At 64.5% G+C, this 23919-nt stretch carries 20 protein-coding genes; 8 read left to right on the top strand and 12 right to left on the bottom strand.

What is annotated here, in order from left to right:
• Positions 1–3 precede the first annotated feature (3 nt).
• Entirely contained in the window at positions 4–567 is a 564-nt protein-coding gene (locus IPF85_RS08425; RefSeq protein ID WP_343407627.1) for a DNA-3-methyladenine glycosylase I, read from the bottom strand.
• 462 nt (positions 568–1029) lie between these two features.
• Between IPF85_RS08425 and IPF85_RS08420 the strand changes: the two genes are divergently transcribed.
• Positions 1030–1692 carry an SH3 domain-containing protein gene (locus IPF85_RS08420; protein ID WP_343407626.1) on the top strand — a complete coding sequence of 221 codons (663 nt, stop codon included), beginning with the start codon at positions 1030–1032 and terminating at the stop codon, positions 1690–1692.
• Between the two features lie 21 nt (positions 1693–1713).
• Here the strand turns inward: IPF85_RS08420 and IPF85_RS08415 are convergent, their stop codons facing one another.
• The 4 genes from IPF85_RS08415 to IPF85_RS08400 all read right to left on the bottom strand — a co-directional run bounded on the left by IPF85_RS08415 (position 1714) and on the right by IPF85_RS08400 (position 3062).
• Entirely contained in the window at positions 1714–2061 is a 348-nt protein-coding gene (locus IPF85_RS08415; RefSeq protein ID WP_343407625.1) for a hypothetical protein, read from the bottom strand.
• Positions 2040–2519, bottom strand: a complete 480-nt coding sequence (locus IPF85_RS08410) for a hypothetical protein (protein WP_343407624.1) — start codon at positions 2517–2519, stop codon at positions 2040–2042. Before IPF85_RS08410 ends, IPF85_RS08415 begins: the two co-directional genes overlap by 22 nt.
• Positions 2506–2787 carry a hypothetical protein gene (locus IPF85_RS08405; RefSeq protein WP_343407623.1) on the bottom strand — a complete coding sequence of 94 codons (282 nt, stop codon included), beginning with the start codon at positions 2785–2787 and terminating at the stop codon, positions 2506–2508. The genes IPF85_RS08410 and IPF85_RS08405 overlap by 14 nt, the downstream gene beginning before the upstream one ends.
• A gap of 77 nt (positions 2788–2864) precedes the next feature.
• Entirely contained in the window at positions 2865–3062 is a 198-nt protein-coding gene (locus IPF85_RS08400) for a hypothetical protein (RefSeq protein WP_343407622.1), read from the bottom strand.
• On the opposite strand from IPF85_RS08400, the gene IPF85_RS08395 reads away from it, so the two are divergent.
• Positions 3052–3879 (top strand): hypothetical protein, encoded by an 828-nt coding sequence (locus tag IPF85_RS08395; protein WP_343407621.1) that lies wholly within the window; start codon positions 3052–3054, stop codon positions 3877–3879. The genes IPF85_RS08400 and IPF85_RS08395 overlap by 11 nt on opposite strands.
• A 199-nt stretch (positions 3880–4078) precedes the next feature.
• Here the strand turns inward: IPF85_RS08395 and IPF85_RS08390 are convergent, their stop codons facing one another.
• The 7 genes from IPF85_RS08390 to pgmB form a co-directional block, all read right to left on the bottom strand.
• Positions 4079–7555: a choice-of-anchor Q domain-containing protein gene (locus IPF85_RS08390; protein ID WP_343407620.1), complete on the bottom strand. Its 3477-nt coding sequence runs from the start codon at positions 7553–7555 to the stop codon at positions 4079–4081.
• Positions 7537–11277, bottom strand: a complete 3741-nt coding sequence (locus IPF85_RS08385) for a S8 family serine peptidase (protein WP_343407619.1) — start codon at positions 11275–11277, stop codon at positions 7537–7539. The genes IPF85_RS08390 and IPF85_RS08385 overlap by 19 nt, the downstream gene beginning before the upstream one ends.
• 316 nt (positions 11278–11593) lie before the next feature.
• Positions 11594–12220 (bottom strand): DUF4276 family protein, encoded by a 627-nt coding sequence (locus IPF85_RS08380; protein ID WP_343407618.1) that lies wholly within the window; start codon positions 12218–12220, stop codon positions 11594–11596.
• Positions 12217–13425, bottom strand: a complete 1209-nt coding sequence (locus IPF85_RS08375; protein WP_343407617.1) for an AAA family ATPase — start codon at positions 13423–13425, stop codon at positions 12217–12219. Before IPF85_RS08375 ends, IPF85_RS08380 begins: the two co-directional genes overlap by 4 nt.
• Positions 13426–13492: 67 nt before the next feature.
• The gene (locus tag IPF85_RS08370; protein ID WP_343407616.1) at positions 13493–14335 is read right to left on the bottom strand and encodes a DegV family protein; all 843 of its coding nucleotides are present in this window, start codon (positions 14333–14335) and stop codon (positions 13493–13495) included.
• Positions 14336–14624: 289 nt separating this feature from the next.
• A complete protein-coding gene (locus IPF85_RS08365; RefSeq protein WP_343407615.1) occupies positions 14625–15092 on the bottom strand; it encodes an NUDIX domain-containing protein in 468 nt (155 codons plus the stop codon).
• Positions 15085–15777 (bottom strand): beta-phosphoglucomutase, encoded by a 693-nt coding sequence (gene pgmB / locus IPF85_RS08360; RefSeq protein WP_343407614.1) that lies wholly within the window; start codon positions 15775–15777, stop codon positions 15085–15087. The genes IPF85_RS08365 and pgmB overlap by 8 nt, the downstream gene beginning before the upstream one ends.
• A 320-nt stretch (positions 15778–16097) precedes the next feature.
• Here pgmB and IPF85_RS08355 point away from each other — a divergent pair, with 320 nt between their 5' ends.
• From IPF85_RS08355 to treS, 6 genes are all read left to right on the top strand, one after another.
• Positions 16098–16982 (top strand): carbonic anhydrase family protein, encoded by an 885-nt coding sequence (locus IPF85_RS08355; protein WP_343407613.1) that lies wholly within the window; start codon positions 16098–16100, stop codon positions 16980–16982.
• Between the two features lie 153 nt (positions 16983–17135).
• On the top strand, positions 17136–18143 hold the full coding sequence (locus IPF85_RS08350) for a LacI family DNA-binding transcriptional regulator (RefSeq protein WP_343407612.1): 1008 nt from the start codon (positions 17136–17138) through the stop codon (positions 18141–18143).
• 160 nt (positions 18144–18303) lie between these two features.
• The gene (locus IPF85_RS08345; RefSeq protein ID WP_343407611.1) at positions 18304–19737 is read left to right on the top strand and encodes an ABC transporter substrate-binding protein; all 1434 of its coding nucleotides are present in this window, start codon (positions 18304–18306) and stop codon (positions 19735–19737) included.
• A 189-nt stretch (positions 19738–19926) separates the two neighbouring features.
• Positions 19927–21039, top strand: a complete 1113-nt coding sequence (locus tag IPF85_RS08340) for a sugar ABC transporter permease (protein ID WP_343407610.1) — start codon at positions 19927–19929, stop codon at positions 21037–21039.
• Positions 21039–22154: a carbohydrate ABC transporter permease gene (locus IPF85_RS08335; RefSeq protein ID WP_343407609.1), complete on the top strand. Its 1116-nt coding sequence runs from the start codon at positions 21039–21041 to the stop codon at positions 22152–22154. Before IPF85_RS08340 ends, IPF85_RS08335 begins: the two co-directional genes overlap by 1 nt.
• 55 nt (positions 22155–22209) lie before the next feature.
• On the top strand, positions 22210–23916 hold the full coding sequence (gene treS / locus IPF85_RS08330) for a maltose alpha-D-glucosyltransferase (RefSeq protein WP_343407608.1): 1707 nt from the start codon (positions 22210–22212) through the stop codon (positions 23914–23916).
• The last annotated feature ends 3 nt before the right edge of the window (positions 23917–23919 follow it).

Raw genomic sequence — 23919 nt, 5'->3', positions numbered from 1 at the left:
ACATCACAACTGATTGTAGCGGAAGCAGCTCACGACATGATCGTTGACCATGCCGGTGGCCTGCATGAACGCGTAGCAGATGGTGGAGCCGACGAACTTGAACCCGCGGCGCAGCAGGTCTTTGCTCATGGCGTCCGAAACAGGCGTGTGCGCGGGCAGGTCGGCCAGATCTCGCCAGGCATTGCGCAGCGGCCGGCCATCTACAAACCGCCAGATGTAGGCGTCGAAACTGCCGAATTCCCGTTGAGCCGCCAGGAAAGCCTGTGCGTTCCTGATCGCGGCCGCGACCTTGAGCCGATTGCGCACGATGCCCGGATTGGCCAGCAGCGCCACGACCTCGGCGGCGCCGTATGCCGCAACCGTGGCGACCTCGAAGTTGGCGAAGGCCTGCCGGAAGTTGGCCCGCTTGTTCAGAATGGTGGACCAGCTTAGCCCGGCCTGCATCCCTTCCAGGATCAGCATCTCGAACAACTTGCGGTCGTCGTGGACCGGTACGCCCCATTCCTCGTCGTGATAGGCCAGGTAGAGCGGGTTGGTTGCAGCCGCCCAGGCGCAGCGTGTGAGCATGATTCCTCCTCGTTTCGTATCGCGTGATCGCGCAGCCGATCGGGATCAGTATATCATGCGGTCAACCAACCACCAAACAGCATTCTTGATTGACTCGAACGGCAAAAGGGTGCTAAAGTAGCATTGACAAAGGCCATTCAACCGATTAGACTGACAGCACCTGCGCCGGCGTCGCTCATGCACCGCGACCTTCCAGGCGACGACGCTGCGACGCACGCCGGCAGCGGTGGTTTTTCTTGCGTGTCATTTTGTCAGGTTGCGTCCCCCAGGGGTCTTATTCGATGTCGCATTGCACTCGACGACCATGGTGGTGCCTTTGGCTCATGCTGGTCCTGGTGACCGGCTGCCAGGGAACTCCGCAGCCGAAAACTCCAGCCTCTGCGCCGCCGGCCGCGCCAACCCGGCCGCCGGCGCTTGCCAATTCCACCCTGACAGCGCCCGCGACAGCGACGCTGTCTGCCCATGCGACGCCGACGGTGTGGATGCCAACCGCTGCGGCGACCACCATGCCTACCGCCGCCGCACCGATCATGCTCCACGGCCATCCCCAGCGTAACGCCCACGCCCCTGGCGCGCGCCTGGGTGCGGGCGCGCGCCAACGTGCGCAGCGGACCGGACACCACGTATCCATCGTTAGGAATGGTGGAAGGCGGCCAGATCTTCGACGTGCGCGGACAGTCGGCCGATGGCGTCTGGATGCAGGTCTGCTGCCTGGGCAAACCACCCGCGCCGGGCTGGATGCTGGTCTCCCTGCTCAACGTCGTCGGCGCGCGTCAGCACCTGCCGGTGGTCGAGGCGTTGGCGCCTGGCGCGAAGCCGGTCACGCCCACCCGCACGCCCACGCTAACGCCAACAGCCACCCCGACTGCGACGCCGACTGCGACGCCGACTGCGACGCCAACTGCGACGCCAACTGCGACGCCGACCCCGACGCCGACTCACACCCCGACGGCGACGCCGACTGCGACGCCGACTCACACGCCCACGGCTACGCCAACTGCGACGCCGGCTCACACCGACCGCGACGCCAACTGCGACGCCGACTCACACACCCACGGCTACGCCGACTCACACGCCGACAACTGCGCCCACCGAGACGCGCACCCCGACCGCGACGCCAACTGACACCCCGACGCACACACCAACTCATACGCCGACCGCGGCGCCGACGGCCACGCCCACCGCGACGCCGTCACGCACGCCAACCGCTGCACCGACGTTCACCGCGACGCCGTCACGCACGCCGACCACTGCGCCGACCGCCACCGCGACGCCGTCACGCACGCCGACGGCTGCACCGACAGCCACCACGACGCCGTCACGCACGCCCACGACTGCACCGACCGCCACCGCGACGCCGACCCGCACGCCGACGGCTGCGCCGACCGCCACCGCGACGCCGTCACGCACGCCCACGAACGCGCCGACGTTCACCGCAACGCCGTCACGCACGCCCACGAACGCGCCGACGTTCACCGCAACGCCGTCACGCACGCCGACGGCTGCGCCGACAGCCACCGCGACGCCGTCACGCACGCCGACGACTGCACCGACAGCCACCGCAACGCCGTCACGCACGCCGACGGCTGCGCCGACCGCCACCGCGACGCCGTCACGCACGCCGACGGCGCACCGACCCCCCCGCCCGCCACCGCCACCGCGACGCCGTCACGCACGCCCAGGCTGCACCGACCGCCACCGACCGCGCCGACCGCCACCGCGACGCCGTCACGCACGCCGACGACTGCACCGACCGCCACCGCGACGCCGTCACGCACGCCGACGGCTGCACCGACCGCCACCGCGACGCCGTCACGCACGCCGACGACTGCACCGACCGCCACCGCGACGCCGTCACGCACGCCGACGGCTGCGCCGACCGCCACCGCGACGCCGTCACGCACGCCGACGAACGCGCCGACGTTCACCGCGACGCCGTCACGCACGCCCACGACGCGCGCCGACGTTCACCGCGACGCCGTCACGCACGCCGACGAACGCGCCGACCGCCACCGCGACGCCGTCACGCACGCCCACGAACGCGCCGACCGCCACCGCGACGCCGTCACGCACGCCGACGGCTGCACCGACCGCCACCGCGACGCCGTCACGCACGCCGACGGCTGCACCGACCGCCACCGCGACGCCGTCACGCACGCCCACGAGCGCACCGAGCGCACCGACGGCTGCGCCGACCGCCACCGCGACGCCGTCACGCACGCCGACGGCGCACCGACCGCCACCGCGACGCCGTCACGCACGCCGACGGCTGCACCGACAGCCACCGCGACGCCGTCTCACACGCCGACGAACGCGCCGACGTTCACCGCAACGCCGACAGCAACGCCTTCCCGCACGCCGACCGCGACGCCGTCCCGCACACCGACCGCGACGCCTTCGGCGACCGCGACCGCAACGCTGACGCGTGTGCCAACCGTGACGCGGACATCTGCCCGGACGCCGACCGCAACACCGGCGCGCAGGTTGACGATCACGCCGGCCGCGGTAACGGCGCTGCGCGCAGGAACTGGCCTGCGGGGACGGCTCATCTTCTCAGTGGCAAATATGGAGGCGCGGCGCTGGGAGTTGTGGGAACACGATTTTGGCAGCGGACAGGATCGTCGCCTGTTCGACTGGCGCAGCCAAGCGGCCTGGGCCACCAGCAACAATCTGCTGGCCTACTACGGCTGGCCGCAGGAAGTGGGCCTGGCAAACGGCGGTCTGTGGATCATGAACGGCGACTACACGTCAGCGCGCCTGGTGCTGCCGCGCGCGGGCTATCCTTCCTGGGCGCCGGATGGACGGCAGTTGATCGTCGAGCGCAGCGCAGCGATCTTCCTGGTCAACAGCGACGGCAGCGGCCTGCGCCAATTGACCGCCGGCGCGCATCCGGCCTGGTCGCCGCAGGACAGCGCCATTGCCCACCGGGCCTGCCCGGGCGGCGCCTGCGGCATCTATCTGACCGACGCCCGCACCGGCGCGCAGCGGCGCCTGACCAGCGGCGCTGACGATGATCAGCCGGCCTGGAGCGCAGATGGCCGCAGTCTGGCCTTCGTGGCGCGGGAAGATGGTCATTTCCACATCTACCGCATCGCGGCCGACGGCGCCGGGCTGCAGAAACTGACCGATGGCCCGGCCGATGAGGGCCTGCCGGTCTGGTCGCCAGACGGCAATTGGATTGCCTTCCGCTCCAATCGCAACGGCGTGTGGGCCGTCTATGTCATGCCAGCCACCGGCGCCGAGATGTACCTGGTTGCCGCGGGCGATCTGCTTCCCACCTGGCTCAGCGAAAAGATGACCTGGCGCCGCTGATCCGGTTCGGCGGTCGTACCACAGCAGTTCCAAATGTAGCACACATTCAACCACAAAGAGCACAGAGAACACAAAGAAACGGCAGATCAGACGCAAATCGGCAACTTCTCTGCGTTCTTTGTGATCTCTGCGTTTTCGGAGAAAACGCATCTGTGGTAAAAAACCAGGCTACATTTGGAACTACTGGTCGTACCAGCCGCTAGGGCGTCCAGGCTGCGGCGACGAGCATAATGTCACCCAGATCAACCACCCCATCGCAGTTGATGTCGTGCTGCGGCAGATAGCCCGCATCCAGAAAATCGCCCGCGACCCGCTCCACATCCACGATGTCGGTCTTACCAGACCCGTTGACATCGGTCACGCCGCTGGCGCACCACAACTCCAACGCGCCCATGTCGTACTGCACTCCACGCGGCCGGGAGATGTTGTCCAGGTCAGGACTGCTGCCCGCCGCGCACGCGTCCAGCGCCGGTGAGCCGGGCTTCAGGTGATAGTCCCCGCGCGCGGTGGTGATGAACCACGGATCGCTGCTGACGTTGCCCGCGCCGGTCAGCACACTGGTTTGCGTGTCGTTACAGGTGGCCGTGGTGGTGAGGCCGCCGCCGGTCACGAAGCCCAGCAGGGTATTGCCCCAGACGACGTTGTTGTCGAAGGTCCCGCCGGTGGTGTTGGCGTAGAAGATGCCATACTGGCTGTTGTTGACAATGGTGTTGTGCTGTGCGTCGAAGGTCGAGGTTGGCCCCGCGCCGCCCTCGTTGTAGACATGAATCGTGCTCTTGTTGACGCCGCTGGCCACGTTGTCGCGCACCATGCTGTTCTGCAGACTGACCGTGGCGTCGTACAGCTCCAGCGCCGAACCGGTGGCCGCGGTGTTGGCGATGAACGCGGTGCGCGCAATGCTGCCCGTGCTCTCGCCCTGGAAGAAGATGCCGCCGCCCAGGTCAGCCGCCGAGTTGCCGCGCACCTCGGTGCAGTAGGTGTTGGCCGCCAGGGCGTTGGGATCGCAGGCCGTGGCCTGCGGTGAACGGACTTCGTCGCCAGAACCCTCGGCCGGCCCGCGTAGCAGGCCCATCGTCGGCGCAATCGTCACCGACGAGGTGTTGACCGCCGCGATGCCGCCGCCATCGTCGCCGGCCTGGTTGCCCACGATGATCGTGTTGTCCACCAGCAGATCGCTGTTGTCCAGGTAGATGCCGCCGCCGTCGCCGACCAGCGCCCGATTGCCGCCGCCGTTGAAACCGACCTGGCCGCCGTCGAACTCCACCCGCGTGCTGTTCTCGGCGTAGATGCCGCCGCCGTTGCCGCTGGTGGCCGTGTTCACCCAAATCTCCGGGGCGCTGCTCGTCAGGTAATCGTCGAACCACGCCGTGGCGCCGCTCCCCAGGTAGACAGCGCCGCCATTGCTGCCCGCCACGTTGCTCGTCATCTGAATCCAGCCCCAGGCGTCCACAAAGGTGTCGCTCAACGCGTAGATGCCGCCGCCGTTGATGCCGGCCTGGTTGGTATTGATGTTCAGACGATAGCCGCCGAGCGCCCGCAGCACCAGCGGCGCGCCGCTGGTGTCATAGATGCCGCCGCCGTTCGTGCTGGTGGTATTGACCGCCACATAACCGGTTTGTGTCGTAGCCGCCACGCTGAGCGCACCGCCGCTGCGGTAGATGCCGCCGCCCGGCCCACTCGCCGCCTGGTTGTAGCGGATGTCCGGGTTGGTGATCGTCATCGCGCCCGAATCCATATAGATCCCGCCGCCGCCCATGACCGCAATGTTCGATTGAATCACCGCATCACTGATCGTGACCGCGCCCAGGTGGAGACTCAACCCGCCGCCGGGACCGGTCTGGGCCTGGTTGCTGTTGAGCGTAGCGCCGCTGGACAGGTTGAGGCTGCTGGCGCCGAACACGCGGATGCCGCCATATGAGTGGCCGGCCACGTTGCTGTTGACCTGGCTGGCGTTCACCGTGACCGTGGCGCTGTCGCCCAGAATGTACAGGCCGCCGCCCAGGCCCGAAGCGACGGCGGTCTGATTGCTGTTGACCGTCGCGCCATTCTGCACGTTGACGGTCGCGCTGGTGTCCACCATGATGCCGCCCCCGCGCTCCACGGCCTGGTTGTCGTTGATCAACGCGCTGTCCACGGTGACGCTGGCGCCGCCGGTTGCGTAGATGCCGCCGCCGTCCGCGCTGGCGCTGTTGAACTGCACGCCGCTGTTGTCGTTCATGGTCAGGCTGGTGCCCGCGCCGGTCAGATAGACGCCGCCGCCATCCACTGCGCTGTTCCCTGCCGTGCTCAGGCTCCAGCCGATGTCCGCGCTGTCGTTCATGACGATGTCGCCGCCGCCCAGCGCGTAGACGCCGCCGCCGTTCGCGATCGCCGTGTTGGAACGCACGCGGCTGGTATCTTCCATTTGCAGCAGGCCGCCATACAGGTACACCCCACCGCCCAGGTCCGCGGAGGTATTGGGCAGCGTGTAATCGCCAATGCGGCTGTCGCCGCGCAGGATCAAAGTCCCCTCGTCGAGCGCCGCGCCGCCGCCGCTGCCGCCGCCGGTCGTCTCACATTCGAATATGCGGCTGGCGTTGATCATCTCCGCGGTGCTGCTGTAGATGCGCAGCCCGCCGCCCAGGTTGGGGCTGGAACCGTAGGTGAGGTCGGTGTTGTCCAGGCCCAGGTGCGCGCCAGAACCGACATAGACGATGCCGCCCAACGTGGCTGTGCCGTCGGTCAAAGTCAGATTGGCGAAGGTGACGGTGCGACTGGCGCCGATCTGCGCCACGCCGCCGTAGGTGGCGACCGCGTCGTTGGCGTCAATGGTCACGCCGCTCGTGGCCCCGGCGCCGCAGTCGTTCGTGGCCGCGGTCAACACCAGGTCCTTGTCAATCAGGCCCAGCCGCTCCGGGTACGTGCCCGGGCTGATGTAGATCGTGGCGCCGGAGGAAGCCGCGCTGATGGCCGAAACGATGGTCGCGTACGCGCAGGCCGCGCCGTCGAGGCCGACGAAAGCCATCGCCTCGTCCGCGCCCGCGTCGAAGGCGCCGTCCAGGATCTCCTCGCAGTTCCAGCACACCAGGCTGAAGTGCTGATCGGTGGCGTCGCCGTTGTAGTAATAACCGTCGCCGTTGAGCGCGGTCGCGGTCACGCGGATCGTGTACGAGCTGGAGCTGGGCGTTTGGACGAAGACGTTTTCCACGTTGTTCAGCGAATCGGCGCTGCCGCCGGTGGTGCTCCAGCCGCCGCTGAAGACGTTGCCGCGCCAGATCGTGCCGCCCGCGCTGGTCACGCGCAGGTCCAGGTTGTTGACGCGGGCCGGGTTGGCGTTGGCCGCGCCCGGCGCATCGGACCAGACCAGGCTGACGCGCAGCGGCTCGCCGCTGTCGTTCGCATGGACGGTTTGCTCCCAGGTGTTGCCGGCGCTGGTCAGGACCGTCGGGTTCTGGTAATACTGCACCGCCACCGTCGGGTTGAGAACCAGGCCCATGTTCAGACGCCCCCAGCCCTGGTGATTATCGGGCCGGTTGCCCAGCGCCGTGCCCCAGCCGTTGTCGCCGCCGGCCAGGTTGTCGGTGGCGTTGATGAACGCGGCCTTGACCGTCTCCGGATAGGGATCCCCGCCGCCAAAGCGCAGGCGCCAGAACTCGAAGAAGAGCGCGGCCGCGCCGGTCACGTGCGGTGTGGACATGCTGGTGCCCGAGCAGTAGCTGTGCTGCGTAGAATTGCCAGGCGAGGTGGCGCAGGAGAGATTGCAGTCGCGCCGCCGGCCGTCACCACACGGTTTTCGGTGCTGATGATGTTGACGCCAGGCGCGGCCAGGTTGGGCAGCAGGCGGCCGTCGAAGGCCGGGCCGCGGCTGCTGGACGCGGCCAGCGAGTTGATGTTGCCCGTCAGGCCGCCGGCGGTGTTGGAGCGCCGGCTGAGGCTGCTCGCGACGGTGATGATGTTCTTGGCCTCTTTCGGTTCTGTGATCGAGGACATGCACGGCCCCGCGCCGCAGTCATCGCCCGCATTGCCAGCCGAAAAAACGGTCAGGAACGGGTCGCGGATGTTGACGTTGGTGCGGTCCGCGTCGAGCACCCAATCGTCCTGGTTGGACGCGTTGAGGGTGTAGCCGGCCGGGCTGCCGACGTTCCAGGAGTTGTTGCTCAGATCGGCGTTGGCCGCGGCGTCGCGCACACGCACCGTCACCGACGGATTGACGTTGTCCTCCGCAATGGCATCCATCGCGTACAGCGTCGCGCTGGGCGCCATGCCCAAGCCGTAGACGAAGCCATCGGGATCGGCCGTGGCGCTGCCGCCGTCGCCGGCCACGATGCCCGAGACGTGCGTGCCGTGGCCTGAACCGGCGCCGTCGCCGTTCACATCGGGCGCGCCATCCGAGCCAGGCTCGTTCGGTTCGTTGTAACCGCCGTAATCGGTGCCGCCCGTCACGTTGAGGTCCGGGTGATCCCAGTCCACACCGGTATCTACGATCGCCACCGTGACGTCGCGGCCGCGGTAGCCGATCTCGTTCAGCCAGGTGGTGTAGCCGGTTTCCGGCTCTCCCCCGGGCGCGTTGTCGGCCAGGATCTGATTGGAGCGCTCGTCGTCAATCTCCGACCGGCCCACGATGTCGCTCGCCATGAGCTGCGGCTGGCGCGCCAGCACTTCCAGCAGGCGGGCGGGCAGGCTGAACTCCCAAACCTCCAGGGCCATCACCTCACCGGGCGCGTGGCGCGGCGCGCGGCTGAGGATGACGCCGCCCGCGTCCTGGATCAGGCGCTCGATGCTCGCCAGGTTGCCATCGTCCAGCAGCAGCGCCTGCACACGCGGTAAACCCGCTTGACCCGCCTCGGCCGCGGCCTGCGCCAGGCGCGCGCTGAGCCGGAACGCGGCCGGGAACTCGCCGATCCAGCGCACATTGGGGTTGCCGGACAGGCGGGCCAGCGAACGGGCGTCGCTCCAAAGCAGGAAGGCGTTGTAGGGGTAGTGCTGGAGCACGGCGCCGGTCGCGCTGAGGGCGTCCATGTCCTGCTCGTCGGCCGGGGCGTAGAGCTGCACCAGGCTCAGGCCCTGACCGCGATCGTTGACCGGGCTGGCGGCCAGACCGGCGGGCATGGCCGGCGGCCCGTCGGTCACAGGATCGAAGCGCCAGGCGTCGAAGCTAATCAGGCCAAAGCCATCTTCCTCCTCGAAGGGCAGACCGCTGGCCTGCAACTGGCTGAACTGCGCATCGTCGAGGACCAGCCAGGCGAAGGCGCCGTAATCGCGCGCCAGGAGCGCGCCGCTCAGCGCCTCATCCAGGCGCCGCTCGCCCAGCTCGTCATAGGTGACGCGCACCGCATGGCGACCGGTCGCCTGGCGCTCCTCCGGCGTAACCTGGGCCGCGGCCTCGATCAGGGCGCCGACGCCGGCCACGTCGTACGGCCGGCTGTCGCCATCTACATCGGTCGCCTGGCCGCTGTTGCAGTGGTCCACCGCGGGCGAGGTGCGCACGAGGTGATAGTCGCCATTGGCCGGGTCCCAGAAATCGGGATCGCTGACCAGGTTGTTGCTGCCGGGGTAATCGTACTGCACGATGGAGCAGTCAATCGTCACGTCGCCGCTGCCGAGGACCAGGCTGCTGTCGCTGTTGGCCCAAAGGATCAAGTCGTCGCCGTCGAGGCGCGTGCCGGTGTCAATGCCGAAACTCCTGGACTGGCCGCTGTTGCCGGCAAAGGTGCTGTTGCGCACGGTGGCGTCGGGTGCGCCGAAGTCGTTGAGCAGGCGCAGCGTGTAGTTGGACGTGGCCGTGTTATCGGTCGCCATCACGTTGTAGAGGTTGACGTAGGCTTCACCGCGGGCATAGAAAGCGCTGCCCAACGAGCCGCTGTTGCCCTCGGCGTAGACGCCGTCGAAATCGAGGTCCGCGCCGGAGGTCAGGTAAACGGCGCCGCCGTAGCTGGTGGCGGTGTTGTTGGAGATCTGCGTACACTTGCCGCTGCACGCCTGGGCTGCGTTGCGGTCCATGTCCAGGGTCGTCAAATCATCCGTGGCATAGACGCCGCCGCCGAGACTACCGGCCGTGTTGTCGCTGATGCTGCCGTTGTCCACGTAGAGGTCTGAGGCGCCGGCCAGGTAGACCCCGCCGCCGCTGCCGCTGGCGCTGTTTTCGCCGATACTGGCGTTGGAGCCGCGCAGGTTGATGTAGCTGCCGTTGGTCGCATAGATGCCGCCGCCGTTGCCGGCGGCGGTGTTGGTCAGAATCATCGCAACCTCCCACGCGGTGCTGTTCAAATACACCGTGCAGTTGTCAAGATAGAGACCGCCGCCGCCGCCGGAGGCGGTGTTGGAGAAACCACCGATAACGGAGTCGCCGATGTTGATGGCGCCGCCGGTGCAGTGGATCCCGCCGCCGTCGCCATACAGGGCGTGGTTGTCATAAACTAACGTCGGCTGTTCCAGGTTGAGGACGGTCGCCGCCGACATGTGAATCCCGCCGCCGCTGGAGGACTCGTTGTATCTGACGGAGGTGCGACGCAGGGTGACTATGTTTTGGTCGTCGATCTCCAGGGCGCCGCCAAAATCGCCGTCGACCTCGCCGCCCTGCAGGATGAAATTGTCGATGACCGTCGTCAGCGGGACGGCGCCACCGAAGACCTCGACGACCGTGTCGCCCTGGCCGCTGGCGTCCAGGGTCGTCCTGGTGCTGCCCTGCGCCGTGCAGGTGCTGTTCCAGCCGCCGCTGATCGTCAGCGACTTGGCGTTGATGTTGACGGTGGCGTTGGCGCCGGTGAAGGTCTTCCCCTGCACGCGGATCGTGTCGCCCGACGCGGCCGCGTTGACCGCACCCTGGACCGTGGCGTAGGTGCAGCTATCGCCGACGGTCAGGGTGGCGGCCGGGCGCTGCGGCGCGGCGTCGCCGGGCGGTGTGGCCCATTTCTCGTCATCGGCCGGCGTGGGGCGCAACGCCTGCTCGCGGCTGAGCGCCTCCTGGCGCAGCAGTTCGGCGCGGTTGGCCGCGTCTGCGGCGGCCTGCTGCAGCTCCTCCTCGCGGGAGATGGGGCCGACCGGCGCGGGCGTTGGGCGTGCAACCGGCGGCGCAATCTCCTGCGCCAGGCGAATGGCCGCAGGCAGATCGAACCGAGCCAGTTCCTGGATGAGCGCGGTCAGGGCCGCCTGGTCGTCAGCATTGGTGGCCGCCTCGATCTGCTGCCAGAGGCGTTCCTCTTCGGTGAGGACCGGGTCAGAATTGCCCGGCAGGTTGGCCTCCAGGGCCAGCGTGCTGCTGGTGGGCGGTGTTTCTTGTGCATGAACAGACAAGGCGATGGGGGCGGCCTGCGCGGCCGGCGTCAGAACGAGGGGCAAAACAAGCATGAGAACCGACAGCCAGCGCCAGGCGAGCATCATTCGTGATGGCCTGGCGCCTGTTGAATGAACTGTTGACATGGGTTATTCTCCTTTGATGGCATGAGCACAGGGTTTCGGTCGCACAACCAGGGGAGCACTTAGGGAGACTGAACGGCCACGAGTGGATGAAGCGATGTTGGAGGTGGCGCCACATAATAAAGAACTAACGGGGGATGCAGACTTGCGTTTATGTCATGCAAAAGCGCAAAGGAGTGGGCAGCAGGAGATTAGCCCCCATGCCCCTGGAGCACAATCGGGAATGAAAATGTGGCTGGTCTAGGAGTCTCGAACCTGTTCGAGAAGTTGACCGGCCAGGACAACGCCGTCACGCCGGAGACGTGACCTACGGGTGAACTCACTGGCCCGCGTCTTTTGCCAATTGCAGCATGGTGTCCATCATCTGTCTGAAGTACGGGCACTTGTTGTAGACAGTTTGTGGGTCCAGCTGATCGAACAGATCCTTCCCGTCGGTTAGCTTCTTGTATTTTCGCCGCAATCTGTCTTTGTAGAGCCGATCAAGTAGTTTTCCAGGCGGTTCATCGAAATTTACGGTCTCAGGGTACGTGATCTTGGCCGGCAGAGCCTTTCTGATGACCGTGGGAAACAGTTCAGAGTTACTTAGAAGCCAGGCCTCTACTTCATGCACCGCAAAGAATACCTTGAAGCGCTCACGGCCGACCCTGCTTTCAAGCTCTTTGGTTGCCCAGAGCAGACGTTGATCGGCAGACTCCAGATGATTTGGGTAGATCGAAGGCCCATAGAGGTCTAGAAGGGCTATCACTGCGATGATCTCGGCGGCCTTCGGGCTTTCCAGGTACATCTGCGCCCGGTCCGGCAGATCGCTAATCAATTCAGGCCAACCATCGAAGCGCACAATTTGGACCCCTACCCGCTGGTTGAGACGAACGTCCAGCCAACGTTTCAGGAAGGCAGGGATGGCTTTTTGTTCGGTGTAACCCTCCACGAGCAGCACGAATTTCATGCCAACGCCTCCAACTCGCCGCTTCGATACATCCGGCCCAGTGTATACCTCTTGAGCCAATAATCGAGCGCTTCATCTGAGAGGATTCGTAGATGGGTGCGCCCTTCCTGCCACTGTGCGACGGTGGTGGTCGGTGGGGTATCGCCAAAGGCATCCAGAAACTCGGCTGAATGCGTTGTCAGGATGACCTGCGACTTGAGGGCGGCGTCGCTGGCGTACTCGGCGATGATCGGCAACATCGAAGGGTGGAGGCCTGTCTCTGGCTCGTCAATGGCAATCAACCCAGGCGGGTTCGGATTGACCAGGACCGCGAGAAGGAACAGGAAGCGCAACGTCCCATCCGAGAGATCGGCAGCCGTTTGCTCGCGCCGCAGGCTCTTCCAACGCACGCGCAACTGAATTCGCTGATCGGCGGCCGGCGGGAAGATCAACTCGTCGAAGTCATCCCCAAAGGCAACCCTCATGGCTGCGTTGATGTCTCGTTTGAAGTCCCGACTGCCGGTGTACAACGTATGAAGGACCGAGATCAGGTTGGCGCCATCAGGCGCCACGGAGGTTTCCGAACGGGCAAGCGTTGGTTGGCGCACAGGCGCCTCGCGATGCACCTGAAAATCCTGATAGACACGCCAGCTCGCCAGCTCATTCTGGAAGTGAGAGATGGTACGGTTTGCAGCGAATGGCCCCGAAGCCATCGAGAGCAGCGTTTCCTCCTCGGGCACGGCTTCTTCGGGCGCGTCCAACCTTTTCTCCCGTTCATCGAATACCACCGCGCTGCGCGGGGTCCGCTCCAGGAACTTCATCGGTTGCTCCTTTTCTCCAGTATGCACGCGATAAAAGTTGCCCAGAAGCTCATGTTCGATGCGATACGCGCTGGAAAGACCGAGGCGCAGCAGTTCTAGCTGATAGGTCAACCTGTAGCGTTCCGACTCGAGTTCTGGCATCGCCGCGCCGACCGGAGCGGTCCTGACCTGAAACGAAATCTGTGGTTCCTGGCCGTCCCAGACCAACGGCTCCATCCCCCCTTCGCGTTGAACATATTTCCCCAGGCCACCCCGCGCAGAGACGGCAAGCAATTCGAACACCTTGAGCAGATTGGACTTGCCGCTGCCGTTTGGCCCGATGATCACATTGATGTCGCCAGGCGTCCACGTGATATCGTAAAGTGAGCGAAACCGCTTTACATCTAGCTGCAACAGCTTCTTCATGCTTGCCTCCAAGTTCCGGTCATCGTCTGACACCGGTTTCATTAAGCCATCTTCACGTCAGCGCGGCCTACGCCTCGACGTAATAGACGATGCCCACGGTGCCTGGCCCTACGTGCGAGCCAACGACGGGGCTGAGTTCGCTGAAGTGCAGTTCTGCCACGTCGAACTGATCGGCGATCTGGTCGTAGAGCCAGAGCGCGTCGCGGGTGGCGGCTGCGTGGGCCACGGCCACGTGCAGCGGTTTCTGGCCGGCCGCGGCCGTTTGCAGATCGAGCAGCAGCGCGTCGAGCGCGGCGCGGTGCCCGCGGGCGGTGCTGGCGATGGTGGTGCGTCCATCTTCGATAGCCAGGATGGGCTTGAGCGCCAGGGCGGCGCCCAGCCAGCGGTCGGCCGCGCCGATGCGCCCACCGAGATACAGATAGCGCAGGTTGTCCACGACCAGGCGCACATGCAGCCGGGGCGCCAGGGCGCGAGCCGTCGCGGCGGCCTCCACCAACGTGGCGCCTGCGGCGCGTGCATGCGCCGCGGCCAGCACGACGAAGCCGGTGCCCATGGAGACCGAGCGCGAATCAATCACCTCGACGGGGATATCAACGGCCGCGGCCGCCTGACACGCGACATCAACCGTGCGGCTGTAATCGGCGGACAAATGCACAGATAGGATACCGTCATGGGTCTCCGCCAACGCCTCGTAGGTGGCAATGAGCGATTCCAATGACGGCGGTGATGTCACCGGCAACTGGGAAACGTGCGAGAGGCGCTGGTAGAACTTTTCGGGTGCGATGTCCAGACCATCTCGGTAGGTGACGCCATCATAGGTCACGGTGAGGGGCACGATCGTGATCTGAAAATGGCGCAATAGATCACGCGGCATATAAGCGGTGCTATCTTTGACAATGGCAAATGACATGGTAGCTCGACACGTCCTTCGTCAGCGGCGGCGCTGCAGCAAGCGCGGGCTGCACAGATGCAATCAGAGGGCTGATTACCCCGCCGGACGGTGAGAATTGTCACGCTGACGGCTTGGCAACGAATAGACAGTTGTCGCCTGACAAGCTCTCATCATGACCACATTTATTATACCATGAGCGGTGAATAGCTGGAAACCATGCGGGGAGAGCGACACGGGCCTGGGAGTGGGGCGTCTCGCCCGCAGCGTCGCCAGGCGCTCGTGCTCGCAACGTGTGGCGCTCACGGGCTTAGGAACAGAAAGGGTCGTCGGCCGCAAGGACGCGTGGCAGGAGGAGTCGCAGGTCGTCCATGAGCTCGGGCAAATGCTCGGACAACGAATCGTCCATGAAGATACGGCGCGGGTACCAGGCGAGAGTGCCCTCGACTGATGGGGTCAGCGTACCTCCCTGCGCTTCGGCGGTGAAGATGCAAAGCAGCACGCCGGTGTTGGCATCGCCAGTGCCCAGGGTTGGGCTGGGCGGCTGGTTGAGGATGCCGCGCAGGCGCAGGTGGCTGACGGTCAGCCCGGTTTCTTCGTGTATTTCGCGCAGGGCCGCGGCCTGGATGCTTTCGCCGGCCTCGACATGGCCGCCCACACCGTTGAGGCGGTTGGCCCACAGGCGTTTATTGGGCGCGCCCCGCAGCAGAAGCACGTCATCGCCCTGAAGAATGAAACAGAGCGTGCGGGGCACAACGGTGTAGCGGCGGTCAGGCATACATTTCTTCCGCCGCGGGCGGTTGCCGGTCGGCGACCAACCGTTGGAGATCGGCCAGACGCACGTTTGCCAGGCTGGAGACAACCAGGTTGGCCGCGGCCACGCGGCTGGGCGGCCCGACGCCGACCACCATCATGCCGGCAGCCCGTGCGCCCACAATTCCGGCCGCGGCATCTTCGAAGACCACGCAGGCCGACGGCGGCACGCTCAGCCGTGTAGCCGCCAACAGGAAAAGGTCGGGCGCTGGCTTCGAGTGCAGCACGCTGTGCCCGTCACAAATCACATCGAAGCGCGGCCGAATGCCCAGGCGATCGAGGACCGCATGGGCGTTTTGACTGGCCGAGGCGACCGCGGTGCGCAGGCCGCTGGCGCGGGCGTCGTCCAGCAACGGTAGGACGCCGGGCAGCAGATCGGCTGGTGTCATGTGGTTGAGCATGGTGAGGAAGTGGTCATTCTTGCGGGCCTGGAGTGCGGTCATCTGCGCCTCTGACAGGACGCGCCCGGCCAGGATCGCCTCCAGGGATGCGCGCCGCGAGACGCCGCGCAGTTGATCGCCCAGGGAGCGACTGAAGGCAAAACCCTCTTCTTCAGCCACACGCTGCCAGGTGCGGTAGTGCAGTTCGGCTGTGTCGGTCAGCACGCCATCCAGGTCGAAAATCAGAGCTTGCAGGGTCATCGTGGTCATCGGATCTTGATGATGGGGGGCAATCGAAGGGGGTGCCAATGGGGTTACGGTAACACGGGGAGCCAGTTCTGTCAAAGTAAGACCGTCTATCTCAACACAATGGGCGTCAGACATCGAATTGGTCGGCCCTTACAAAATTATGATGGCATTTTGTAACTTGACTTACGGATGAAGGCTTGATTCATAACGGATAGTACGCTACATTCCCCCGTCACTCACCCCAAGCGCTCGTAAGTAGATTCCCCGATCATTTGATGCCCGAAGTCACCAGCAGCAGGCAGCCGTGAGTCGGTCTGCCGAGAAAGAGGAGGAGGATCATCATGAAGTTGTCCGTGCAGACGCGCCGCGTCCTGATGTTAGCGTTGGCTCTCATGTTAATGATTGGCGGGGTTGCACTTGCCAGCGAAGGGACGCATTGGTCTTATGGCGGTGAAAGTGGCCCCGATCACTGGGGTGATCTCAGCCCGGATTACGCCGCGTGCGCCACGGGCGTGGAACAATCGCCGGTTGACATTCCGGCTGACGCTGCGCTGAACGCAGGCGATATCAGCTTTAGCTATCAGCCGAGCGCGGTCAACATCGTGAACAACGGCCACACGGTCCAAGTGAACTATGACCCAGGCAGTGCCATCACCTTGAACGGTGTGCGCTACGACCTGGTGCAGTTCCACTTTCACGCCCACAGCGAACATGCCCTGGCAGGTGAGCTTGAACCGATGGAAGCGCACCTGGTCCACAAGAACGCCAAAGGTGGCCTGGCCGTGGTCGGGGTTCTGCTCAAGGCGGGCAGTGAAAACCCGGCGTATGCCGCGGTGCTGAACAATCTGCCGGCCGAGGAAGGCGAACCGCATGCGGTCAGCGGCGCATCGGTGGATGCCAATCAACTGCTGCCCACCACGCGCACCTACTGGCGCTACAACGGCTCGCTGACCACGCCGCCATGCAGTGAAGGCGTACAATGGCTGGTGCTGAACACACCGGTAGAGCTGTCGGACGCGCAAATCGCCGGGTACACGGCCATCTACAACGCGAACGCGCGGCCGCTGCAGGCGTTCAACGCGCGCGCCTTTGTTTTGACGCTCACCCTGCCCGTCACCGGTGATGTGAGCATGACGTTCGACGCCGTCCTGCTGGTGGCCGGCGCGCTGTTGATGCTCAGCGGACTGATGATCCTGCGACGCAGCCGCGGGCTGGCGGTCAGCTAACAATAGAGACCCGGTTTCTGGCAGAAACCGGGTCTCTATTAAATTTCTATCGAAGAAAACGCTCATTTGACAAGATTTTTATTTTTTGTTATACTGTAAGTGCTTTCATGTAAGGACAATCGGCGGTTTGTTTACAGAGAGGTGGTTGAAAACGTGGCAGGTGTCACCATCTACGATGTCGCCCATCAGGCCGGCGTGAGCATTGCGTCCGTGTCACGTGTGCTCAACTCGCCTGAGTCGGTCAACCATGCGACGCGAGCGCGTGTGCTCACGGCCATTGATGCGTTGGGTTATATGCCCAAGGCCGAAGCCGTCGCGCGTGCGCGCAAGAGCACGCAGCGTATTGGCGTCCTGGCTCCCTTCTTCACCTATCCTTCGTTTGTGCAGCGTCTGCGCGGGGTGGCCGCCACCCTCTCGACGGCCGCGTACGAGCTGGTTATCTACAACGTGGACTCCTCCGCGCACCGCGACGCCTACCTCGCCAGCCTGCCTCTCACCCGTCGCCTGGATGGCATCATCGTCATGGCCCTGCCGTTTGCGGAAAGCGTGGCGGAGCGTTTGATGCAGCGCCTGGCCGTCAATGAGATGGATGTCGTCTTGATCGAGTGGTCACACGCCATGTTCAGCAGCATCGTGATTGATGATGCGGCCGGGGGGCGGCTGGCGGCCGAGCACCTGCTGACCCTGGGGCGCCGGCGCTTGGGTTTCGTGGGCGATTCAGATCTGCCCGATTACGCGATCCACACCAGTGACCGCCGCCTGGCCGGCTTTCGCGAGGCCCTGACGCAGGCAGGCCAGGAACTACCGGCCGACTATGTGGCGCTGGGGCCGCACGGCCTGGAGACCTCCTATCGCCAGGCGCAGCGCCTGTTCGACCTGCCGTCGCCGCCCGATGCCATTTTTGCGGCCAGTGACACACAAGCGCTGGGCGCCCTCAAGGCTGCGCGTGATCGAGGTCTGCGCGTGCCGCATGATGTCGCCGTGATCGGTTTTGACGACCTTGACCTGGCCGATTACATCGGTTTGACCACGGTGCGCCAGCCCCTGGAGCAATCCGGTCGCATTGCGGCCGAGCTGCTCCTGGCGCGTTTGGATGACCCCACGCGACCCAACCAGAAAATCACCTTACCCCTCACGCTGGTGAAGCGTGAGACAGCCTGAGTCATGAAAATTAACGAAACAGGAGGAACCCAAAGGGCATTTCATCTATTCGTGTTCTGCTGTAGACGACGGACGCGGCCTACCTGGCCCGGCGCCCGGCGATCGTTTACCAGTGATTGACTGAATCTGATCTGAAGGATCACAAGAAGGAGAGAGAAACATGCGACGTTTGAATTTGCTTGCGCTGTTGGTCATCGTGACCCTGGTGCTGGGCGCCTGCGGTCAGGCTGCGGCGCCAACCGCGGCCCCAGAAGCTACGAAGGCTCCGGAAGCCACGAAGGCTCCAGAAGCCACCAAGGCCCCGCCTACTGACGCGTCCGTGGGCGGCACTGAAGCCGGCGCCCGCGCCAAGGGTCTGACCGAACTGGCCGATGCCTATGCCGGCAAGTACAAGGGCACCAAGGTCACCATGACCGGCCCATTCACCGATGAAGATGCCGTGAAGTTCAACAACTCGGTCAAGGCGTTCGAGGGAGCCACCGGCATTGACATCCAGTACGAAGGCTCGAAGGAATTCGAGGCGTCCATCGCGGTGCGCGTGCAGGCCGGCGATGTGCCTGATGTGGTTGACTTCCCGCAGCCGGGCTTGCTGGGCACCTTCGTCAAGCAGGGCAAGGTTGTCCCGGTTTCTGCGGCCATCTCCGCGGGCTGGCTGAAGGAAAACTACCTGCAGTCGTGGCTGGACATGGCGACCATGACCGGCGCGGACGGCAAGGCCGACATGTACGGTGTCTGGCACCGCTTCAGCGGCAAATCGCAGGTCTGGTACCCCAAGAAGGCGTGGGACGCGGCTGGCTACAAGATTCCGACCACCTGGGATGAGCTGCTGGCGCTGACCGAACAAATCGCCAAGGACGGCGACCCGGCGTGGTGCGTGGGCATCGAGTCCGGCGCCGCCACCGGCTGGCCGGCCACCGACTGGACCGAGGAGATGATGCTGCGCACCACCTCCCTGGAGAACTACGACAAGTGGGTGAAGGGTGAACTGAAGTTCGCGTCACCTGAGGTCAAGAAGGCCGTCGAGACCTTCGCCAATGTCTGGAACAACGACAAGTACGTCTACGGCGGCAAGGCCAGCATCGTGACGACCTTCTTCGGCGATGCCCCGACTCCCATGTTCGAGAACCCGCCCAAGTGCTGGCTGCACAAGCAGGGTAACTTCATCACTTCCTTCTTCCCCAAGGAGGCCAAGGCTGGCGTGGATTACGACTTCTTCTACATGCCGCCGGTAGATGCCCAGTACGGCAAGCCCTACCTGGTAGCTGGCGACATCATGGCCATGTTCCACGACCGGCCTGAGGTGCGAGCCGTCATGCAGTTCTTCTCGACGGGTGAGAGCGTCAAGGGCTGGCTGGCCTCCGCCGGCGCGCTGTCCATGCACAACGACTCGCAGCTCGACTGGTACGGCGACCCCGTCGAACGCAAGATCGCCGAAACCGTCAAGGGAGCGACCTCTGTGCGCTTCGACGCTTCCGACCTGATGCCCGGCGAAGTTGGCTCCGGCTCCGAGTGGAAGGGCTTCACCGACTACTTCTCCGGCGCCAAGGACCTGGACACCGTCCTCCAGACCATCGACGCGGCCTGGCCGAAGTAAATCAGGCGTGAACGCCATGCCGGTCGGCGCAGGCCGACCTCGCGGCGGCACGCCCTTTCGGCCCGAATTCATTCGGCAGCTGTAGTCGGCGCCGGATGCCTGAGTAGTTTCGAGTGCGTAAACCGTCTGGCGGCAGGAAAGAGGCCATCGGGCCTGCTTTCCTGCCGCTCACGACCAGGAGGGTAACCCATGCAGCAACTGACAACACGGGCACAGCCCAAGAGCTCCCTGGAACGGCTCATCACTCTCGTCGTGCAGGCACTGATTTCGCTCTTTGTCCCGGTGCTCACTTTTCTCGTCCTCTACGCGGGCTTTCGCTTCTTGCGTGAGAGTGACGCGCCCAAGGGGATCATCGCCCTGGTGGCCATCATCTGGGGAGTGGGTGGCGTCGCGCTCTTGTACCTGGTCTCCAACTGGTTCATCGAGCGCATGGGCGACATCTGGCGCGCGCGCCTGCAGCCATTTGTCTTCGTAGGCCCGGCCGTGGCCATCCTGGCCTGGTACCTGGCCTTACCGACCGTCCGCACGTTTTGGGTCAGCCTGTTCGACCGTAACGGCACGGCCTTCGTCGGCCTGTCGAACTACCTGGCGGTGTTCACCAACCGGGACATGTTCACCGCGTTTCGTAACAACCTCATGTGGATCATCATTGGCGCCACCTTCTGCGTGGTGTTCGGCCTGCTGATCGCCGCCCTGGCGGACCGCAGCCGTTTCGAGAACTTCGCCAAGGCGATGATCTTCCTGCCCATGGCCATCTCGATGGTCGGCGCCGGCGTCATCTGGAACATGATCTACGACGTCAACCCGAACATCGGCCTGCTCAACGCCATCGTGGGCGGCCTGACCGGCGCCAAGCCGGTGGCCTGGACCGCGGCGGCCAATCTGCAGCCCTGGAACAACCTGTTCCTGATCCTCATCGTGATCTGGTTGCAGACCGGCTACGCCATGGTGCTTTTCTCCGCGGCCCTCAAGGGCATCCCGGGCGAGATCATGGAGGCCGCACGTGTTGACGGCGCCACCGAGATCCAGGTCTTCATGCGGATCATGATCCCCTACATCATGGGGACCATCATCTCGGTGGGAACTACCGTCGTTATCTTCACCCTGAAGATCTTCGACGTGGTGCAAGTGATGACCGGCGGCCAGTTCAGCACCCAAGTCATCGCGACCGAGTTTTATCGCCAGAGCTTCACCGCGCAGAACGCCGGTTACGGCTCCGCGATCGCCATCGTGTTGTTGATCGCCGTCATACCGGTCATGATCTACAATTTGCGCCAATTCAGCCAACGGGAGGTGTTCTGATGGCCACCAAAACCACAAGCGCCAAGCGCGCCAGGCTCGGTTCGGACATCCTGGTCAACGGCAGTCTGGCCCTCCTCGTGCTGCTCTGGACCATTCCAACCATCGGCCTGCTCGTCTCATCGTTCCGAACGCGCTTCGACATTCAGACCTCCGGCTGGTGGAGTATCCTGCCGCACCAGGAATGGATGCAGACTGAGGAGTTCAAGCCCGACGACAGCCTCGACCGCGAGGCTGTGATGACCATTCGCGACGCGCAGGGCACCTTCGAGCAATTCCGCGCCGGTGTGAATGCGCCGGACGGCAAGACCCGCCTGATCTGGATCGGCAACAAACGCCTGGGTGTCATCCAGGTGCAGGAACAGCACTGGACCAGCAACACCGACTTCACCGTGGAAAATTACGGCCAGGTGCTCGCCGGCAAGCAGTTCGAAATCCGCCAGCCAGACGGCAGCATACAGGTGGAGCAAGGCGACAACTTCGTCGGCGCGTTCCTCAACAGCCTGACGGTGACCATCCCCGCGACGCTGATTCCGATCTTGATTGCGGCCTTCGCGGCCTACGGCTTCGCCTGGATGGCTTTTCCTGGCCGCAAGGCATTCTTCATCATGGTGGTGGCCCTGCTGGTTGTGCCCCTGCAGATCGCATTGGTGCCGATCTTGCGCGACTATGTCAGCTTGAAACTCAACGGCGAATTTCTGGGCGTGTGGCTGGCGCACACCGGCTTCGGCCTGCCGCTGGCCGTCTACCTGCTCTACAATTACATCAGTTCACTGCCCAAGGACATCCTGGAATCGGCATTCATTGACGGCGCCTCGCACTTCACCATTTTCGTGAACCTGATCCTTCCGCTCTCGGTGCCGGCGCTGGCGTCCTTCGCCATCTTCCAGTTCCTCTGGGTCTGGAACGACTACCTGATCGCGCTGATCTTCATCGGCGCCAAACCGGACGTGCAAGTGCTGACCATGCGCATCGCCGAAATGGTTGGCTCGCGTGGCAACGACTGGCACCTGCTCACCGCTGGCGCCTTCATTTCCATGCTTCTGCCGCTGGCCGTTTTCTTCAGCCTGCAGCGCTTCTTCGTGCGTGGCCTCCTGGCCGGCTCGGTGAAGGGCTAAGCGAACGAAAGTTGCCAACTTTTGGGAAAGTTGGCAACTTTTGCAGGAAGGTCACATGCAGAACGACTGGTACAGGGACGCTGTCTTCTACGAGGTATTCGTGCGCGCCTTCGCCGATGGCAATGGCGATGGCATCGGCGATCTGCCTGGCTTGACCGCCCGGCTCGACTACTTGCAAGCCCTGGGCGTGGATGCCCTCTGGATGCTGCCCATCTTCCCCTCCCCGCTGCGCGATGACGGCTATGACGTGGCCGACTATGGCGCCATTCATCCCGATTATGGCACGTTGGACGATTTTCGTCACCTGATGGCCGCAGCTCATCACCGCGGCCTGCGCGTGGTGGTTGAGTTAGTTCCCAACCACACCTCCGATCAGCACGCCTGGTTTCAGGCCTCGGCTGATCCTTCGCATCCTGATCACGCCACCTACCGTGATTGGTACGTCTGGAGCGACACCGACGACCGCTACGGCGCTGCGCGCATCATCTTCCTGGACTCTGAGCCGTCCAACTGGACGTTCGACCCGCGGCGCGGCCAGTATTTCTGGCACCGCTTTTTTCATCACCAGCCTGATCTCAACTACGACAACCCGGCCGTGCAGCGCGCCATGCTGCGCGCCGTCCAATTCTGGCTTGACCTGGGCGTGGATGCCTTCCGCGTCGACGCGACACCCTACCTGTTCGAGCGCGAAGGCGCCAGCAGCGAAAATCTGCCGGAAACGCACGCCTTTCTCAAGCGCCTGCGCCAGTTCGTGGACGCGTACGCGCCGGGAACCATGCTGCTCTCCGAGGCCAACCAGTGGCCGGAAGATGTGCGTCCCTATTTCGGGGGCAACCCGGCCGATCCAACCGCGCCTGGCGATGAATTTCACATGAACTTCCATTTCCCCCTCATGCCGCGCATCTTCATGGCGCTGGCCCGCGGCGATCGTGCGCCCATCCAGCAGATCCTGGCCCGTACCCCGCCCCTGCCCGCCGGCTGCCAGTGGGCCACATTCCTGCGCTGTCACGATGAACTGACCCTGGAGATGGTCACGCCCGCGGAGCGCGAGTTCATGTGGAACTTCTACGCGCCAGAACCCCGTATGCGCCTGAACCTCGGCATCCGCCGGCGGCTGGCGCCCTTGCTCGGCAATGACCGCCGCCGCCTTGAGCTGGCCAATTCACTCCTCCTGACGCTGCCCGGCTCGCCCGTCATCTACTACGGCGACGAAATCGGCATGGGCGACAACATCTGGCTGGATGACCGCGACGGCGTGCGCACGCCCATGCAGTGGTCGGACGCGGTCAACGCCGGCTTCTCCAGCGCCGCCCCCGCGCAACTGCATGACCCGGTGATTGATGAGGTGATGGGCGATCAGACCTACAGCTATCGCCGCGTCAATGTGGCCGCGCAGGAGGCTGACCCTGATTCCCTGCTGCACACCATGCGGCGCTTGATTACCGTGCGCAAGCAACACCCCGCCTTTGGCCGCGGCGACCTCACATGGTTGCCGTGCAGCACACCGGCCGTCGCGGCCTACAGCCGTGCCGGCGCGGCCGAGCGTCTATTCATCGTGCAAAATCTGTCTGCGCAGCCCCAGGCCGCGACGATCGAACTGCCCATCAGTGCCCCCCTGCCCCCAATCCTGGGGGAGCCGAATGCTTTTCCCCCCGCCGCCGCAGACCTGCACGACCTGCTGAGCGGAAGGCGCCTGGCCGTCCAGGAGGACGGCCGCCTGGCGTTGAACTTAGCCCCTTATGAGTACCTCTGGTTAGGTTGAACA

This window comes from Candidatus Amarolinea dominans (assembly GCF_016704685.1).
GTDB classification, from domain to species: domain Bacteria; phylum Chloroflexota; class Anaerolineae; order SSC4; family Amarolineaceae; genus Amarolinea; species Amarolinea dominans.
This window is presented reverse-complemented; position numbering and strand designations above follow the sequence as displayed.

Excerpts from the sequence above, each read along its gene's own strand:
- IPF85_RS08425 (WP_343407627.1), bottom strand. The coding sequence starts at position 567 with ATGCTCACACGCTGCGCCTGGGCGGCTGCAACCAACCCGCTCTACCTG.
- IPF85_RS08420 (WP_343407626.1), top strand. The coding sequence starts at position 1,030 with ATGCGACGCCGACGGTGTGGATGCCAACCGCTGCGGCGACCACCATGC.
- IPF85_RS08390 (WP_343407620.1), bottom strand. The coding sequence starts at position 7,555 with ATGTCCACACCGCACGTGACCGGCGCGGCCGCGCTCTTCTTCGAGTTC.
- IPF85_RS08385 (WP_343407619.1), bottom strand. The coding sequence starts at position 11,277 with ATGTCAACAGTTCATTCAACAGGCGCCAGGCCATCACGAATGATGCTC.
- IPF85_RS08380 (WP_343407618.1), bottom strand. The coding sequence starts at position 12,220 with ATGAAATTCGTGCTGCTCGTGGAGGGTTACACCGAACAAAAAGCCATC.
- IPF85_RS08375 (WP_343407617.1), bottom strand. The coding sequence starts at position 13,425 with ATGAAGAAGCTGTTGCAGCTAGATGTAAAGCGGTTTCGCTCACTTTAC.
- IPF85_RS08370 (WP_343407616.1), bottom strand. The coding sequence starts at position 14,335 with ATGTCATTTGCCATTGTCAAAGATAGCACCGCTTATATGCCGCGTGAT.
- IPF85_RS08365 (WP_343407615.1), bottom strand. The coding sequence starts at position 15,092 with ATGCCTGACCGCCGCTACACCGTTGTGCCCCGCACGCTCTGTTTCATT.
- pgmB (WP_343407614.1), bottom strand. The coding sequence starts at position 15,777 with ATGACCACGATGACCCTGCAAGCTCTGATTTTCGACCTGGATGGCGTG.
- IPF85_RS08355 (WP_343407613.1), top strand. The coding sequence starts at position 16,098 with ATGAAGTTGTCCGTGCAGACGCGCCGCGTCCTGATGTTAGCGTTGGCT.
- IPF85_RS08345 (WP_343407611.1), top strand. The coding sequence starts at position 18,304 with ATGCGACGTTTGAATTTGCTTGCGCTGTTGGTCATCGTGACCCTGGTG.
- IPF85_RS08340 (WP_343407610.1), top strand. The coding sequence starts at position 19,927 with ATGCAGCAACTGACAACACGGGCACAGCCCAAGAGCTCCCTGGAACGG.
- IPF85_RS08335 (WP_343407609.1), top strand. The coding sequence starts at position 21,039 with ATGGCCACCAAAACCACAAGCGCCAAGCGCGCCAGGCTCGGTTCGGAC.
- treS (WP_343407608.1), top strand. The coding sequence starts at position 22,210 with ATGCAGAACGACTGGTACAGGGACGCTGTCTTCTACGAGGTATTCGTG.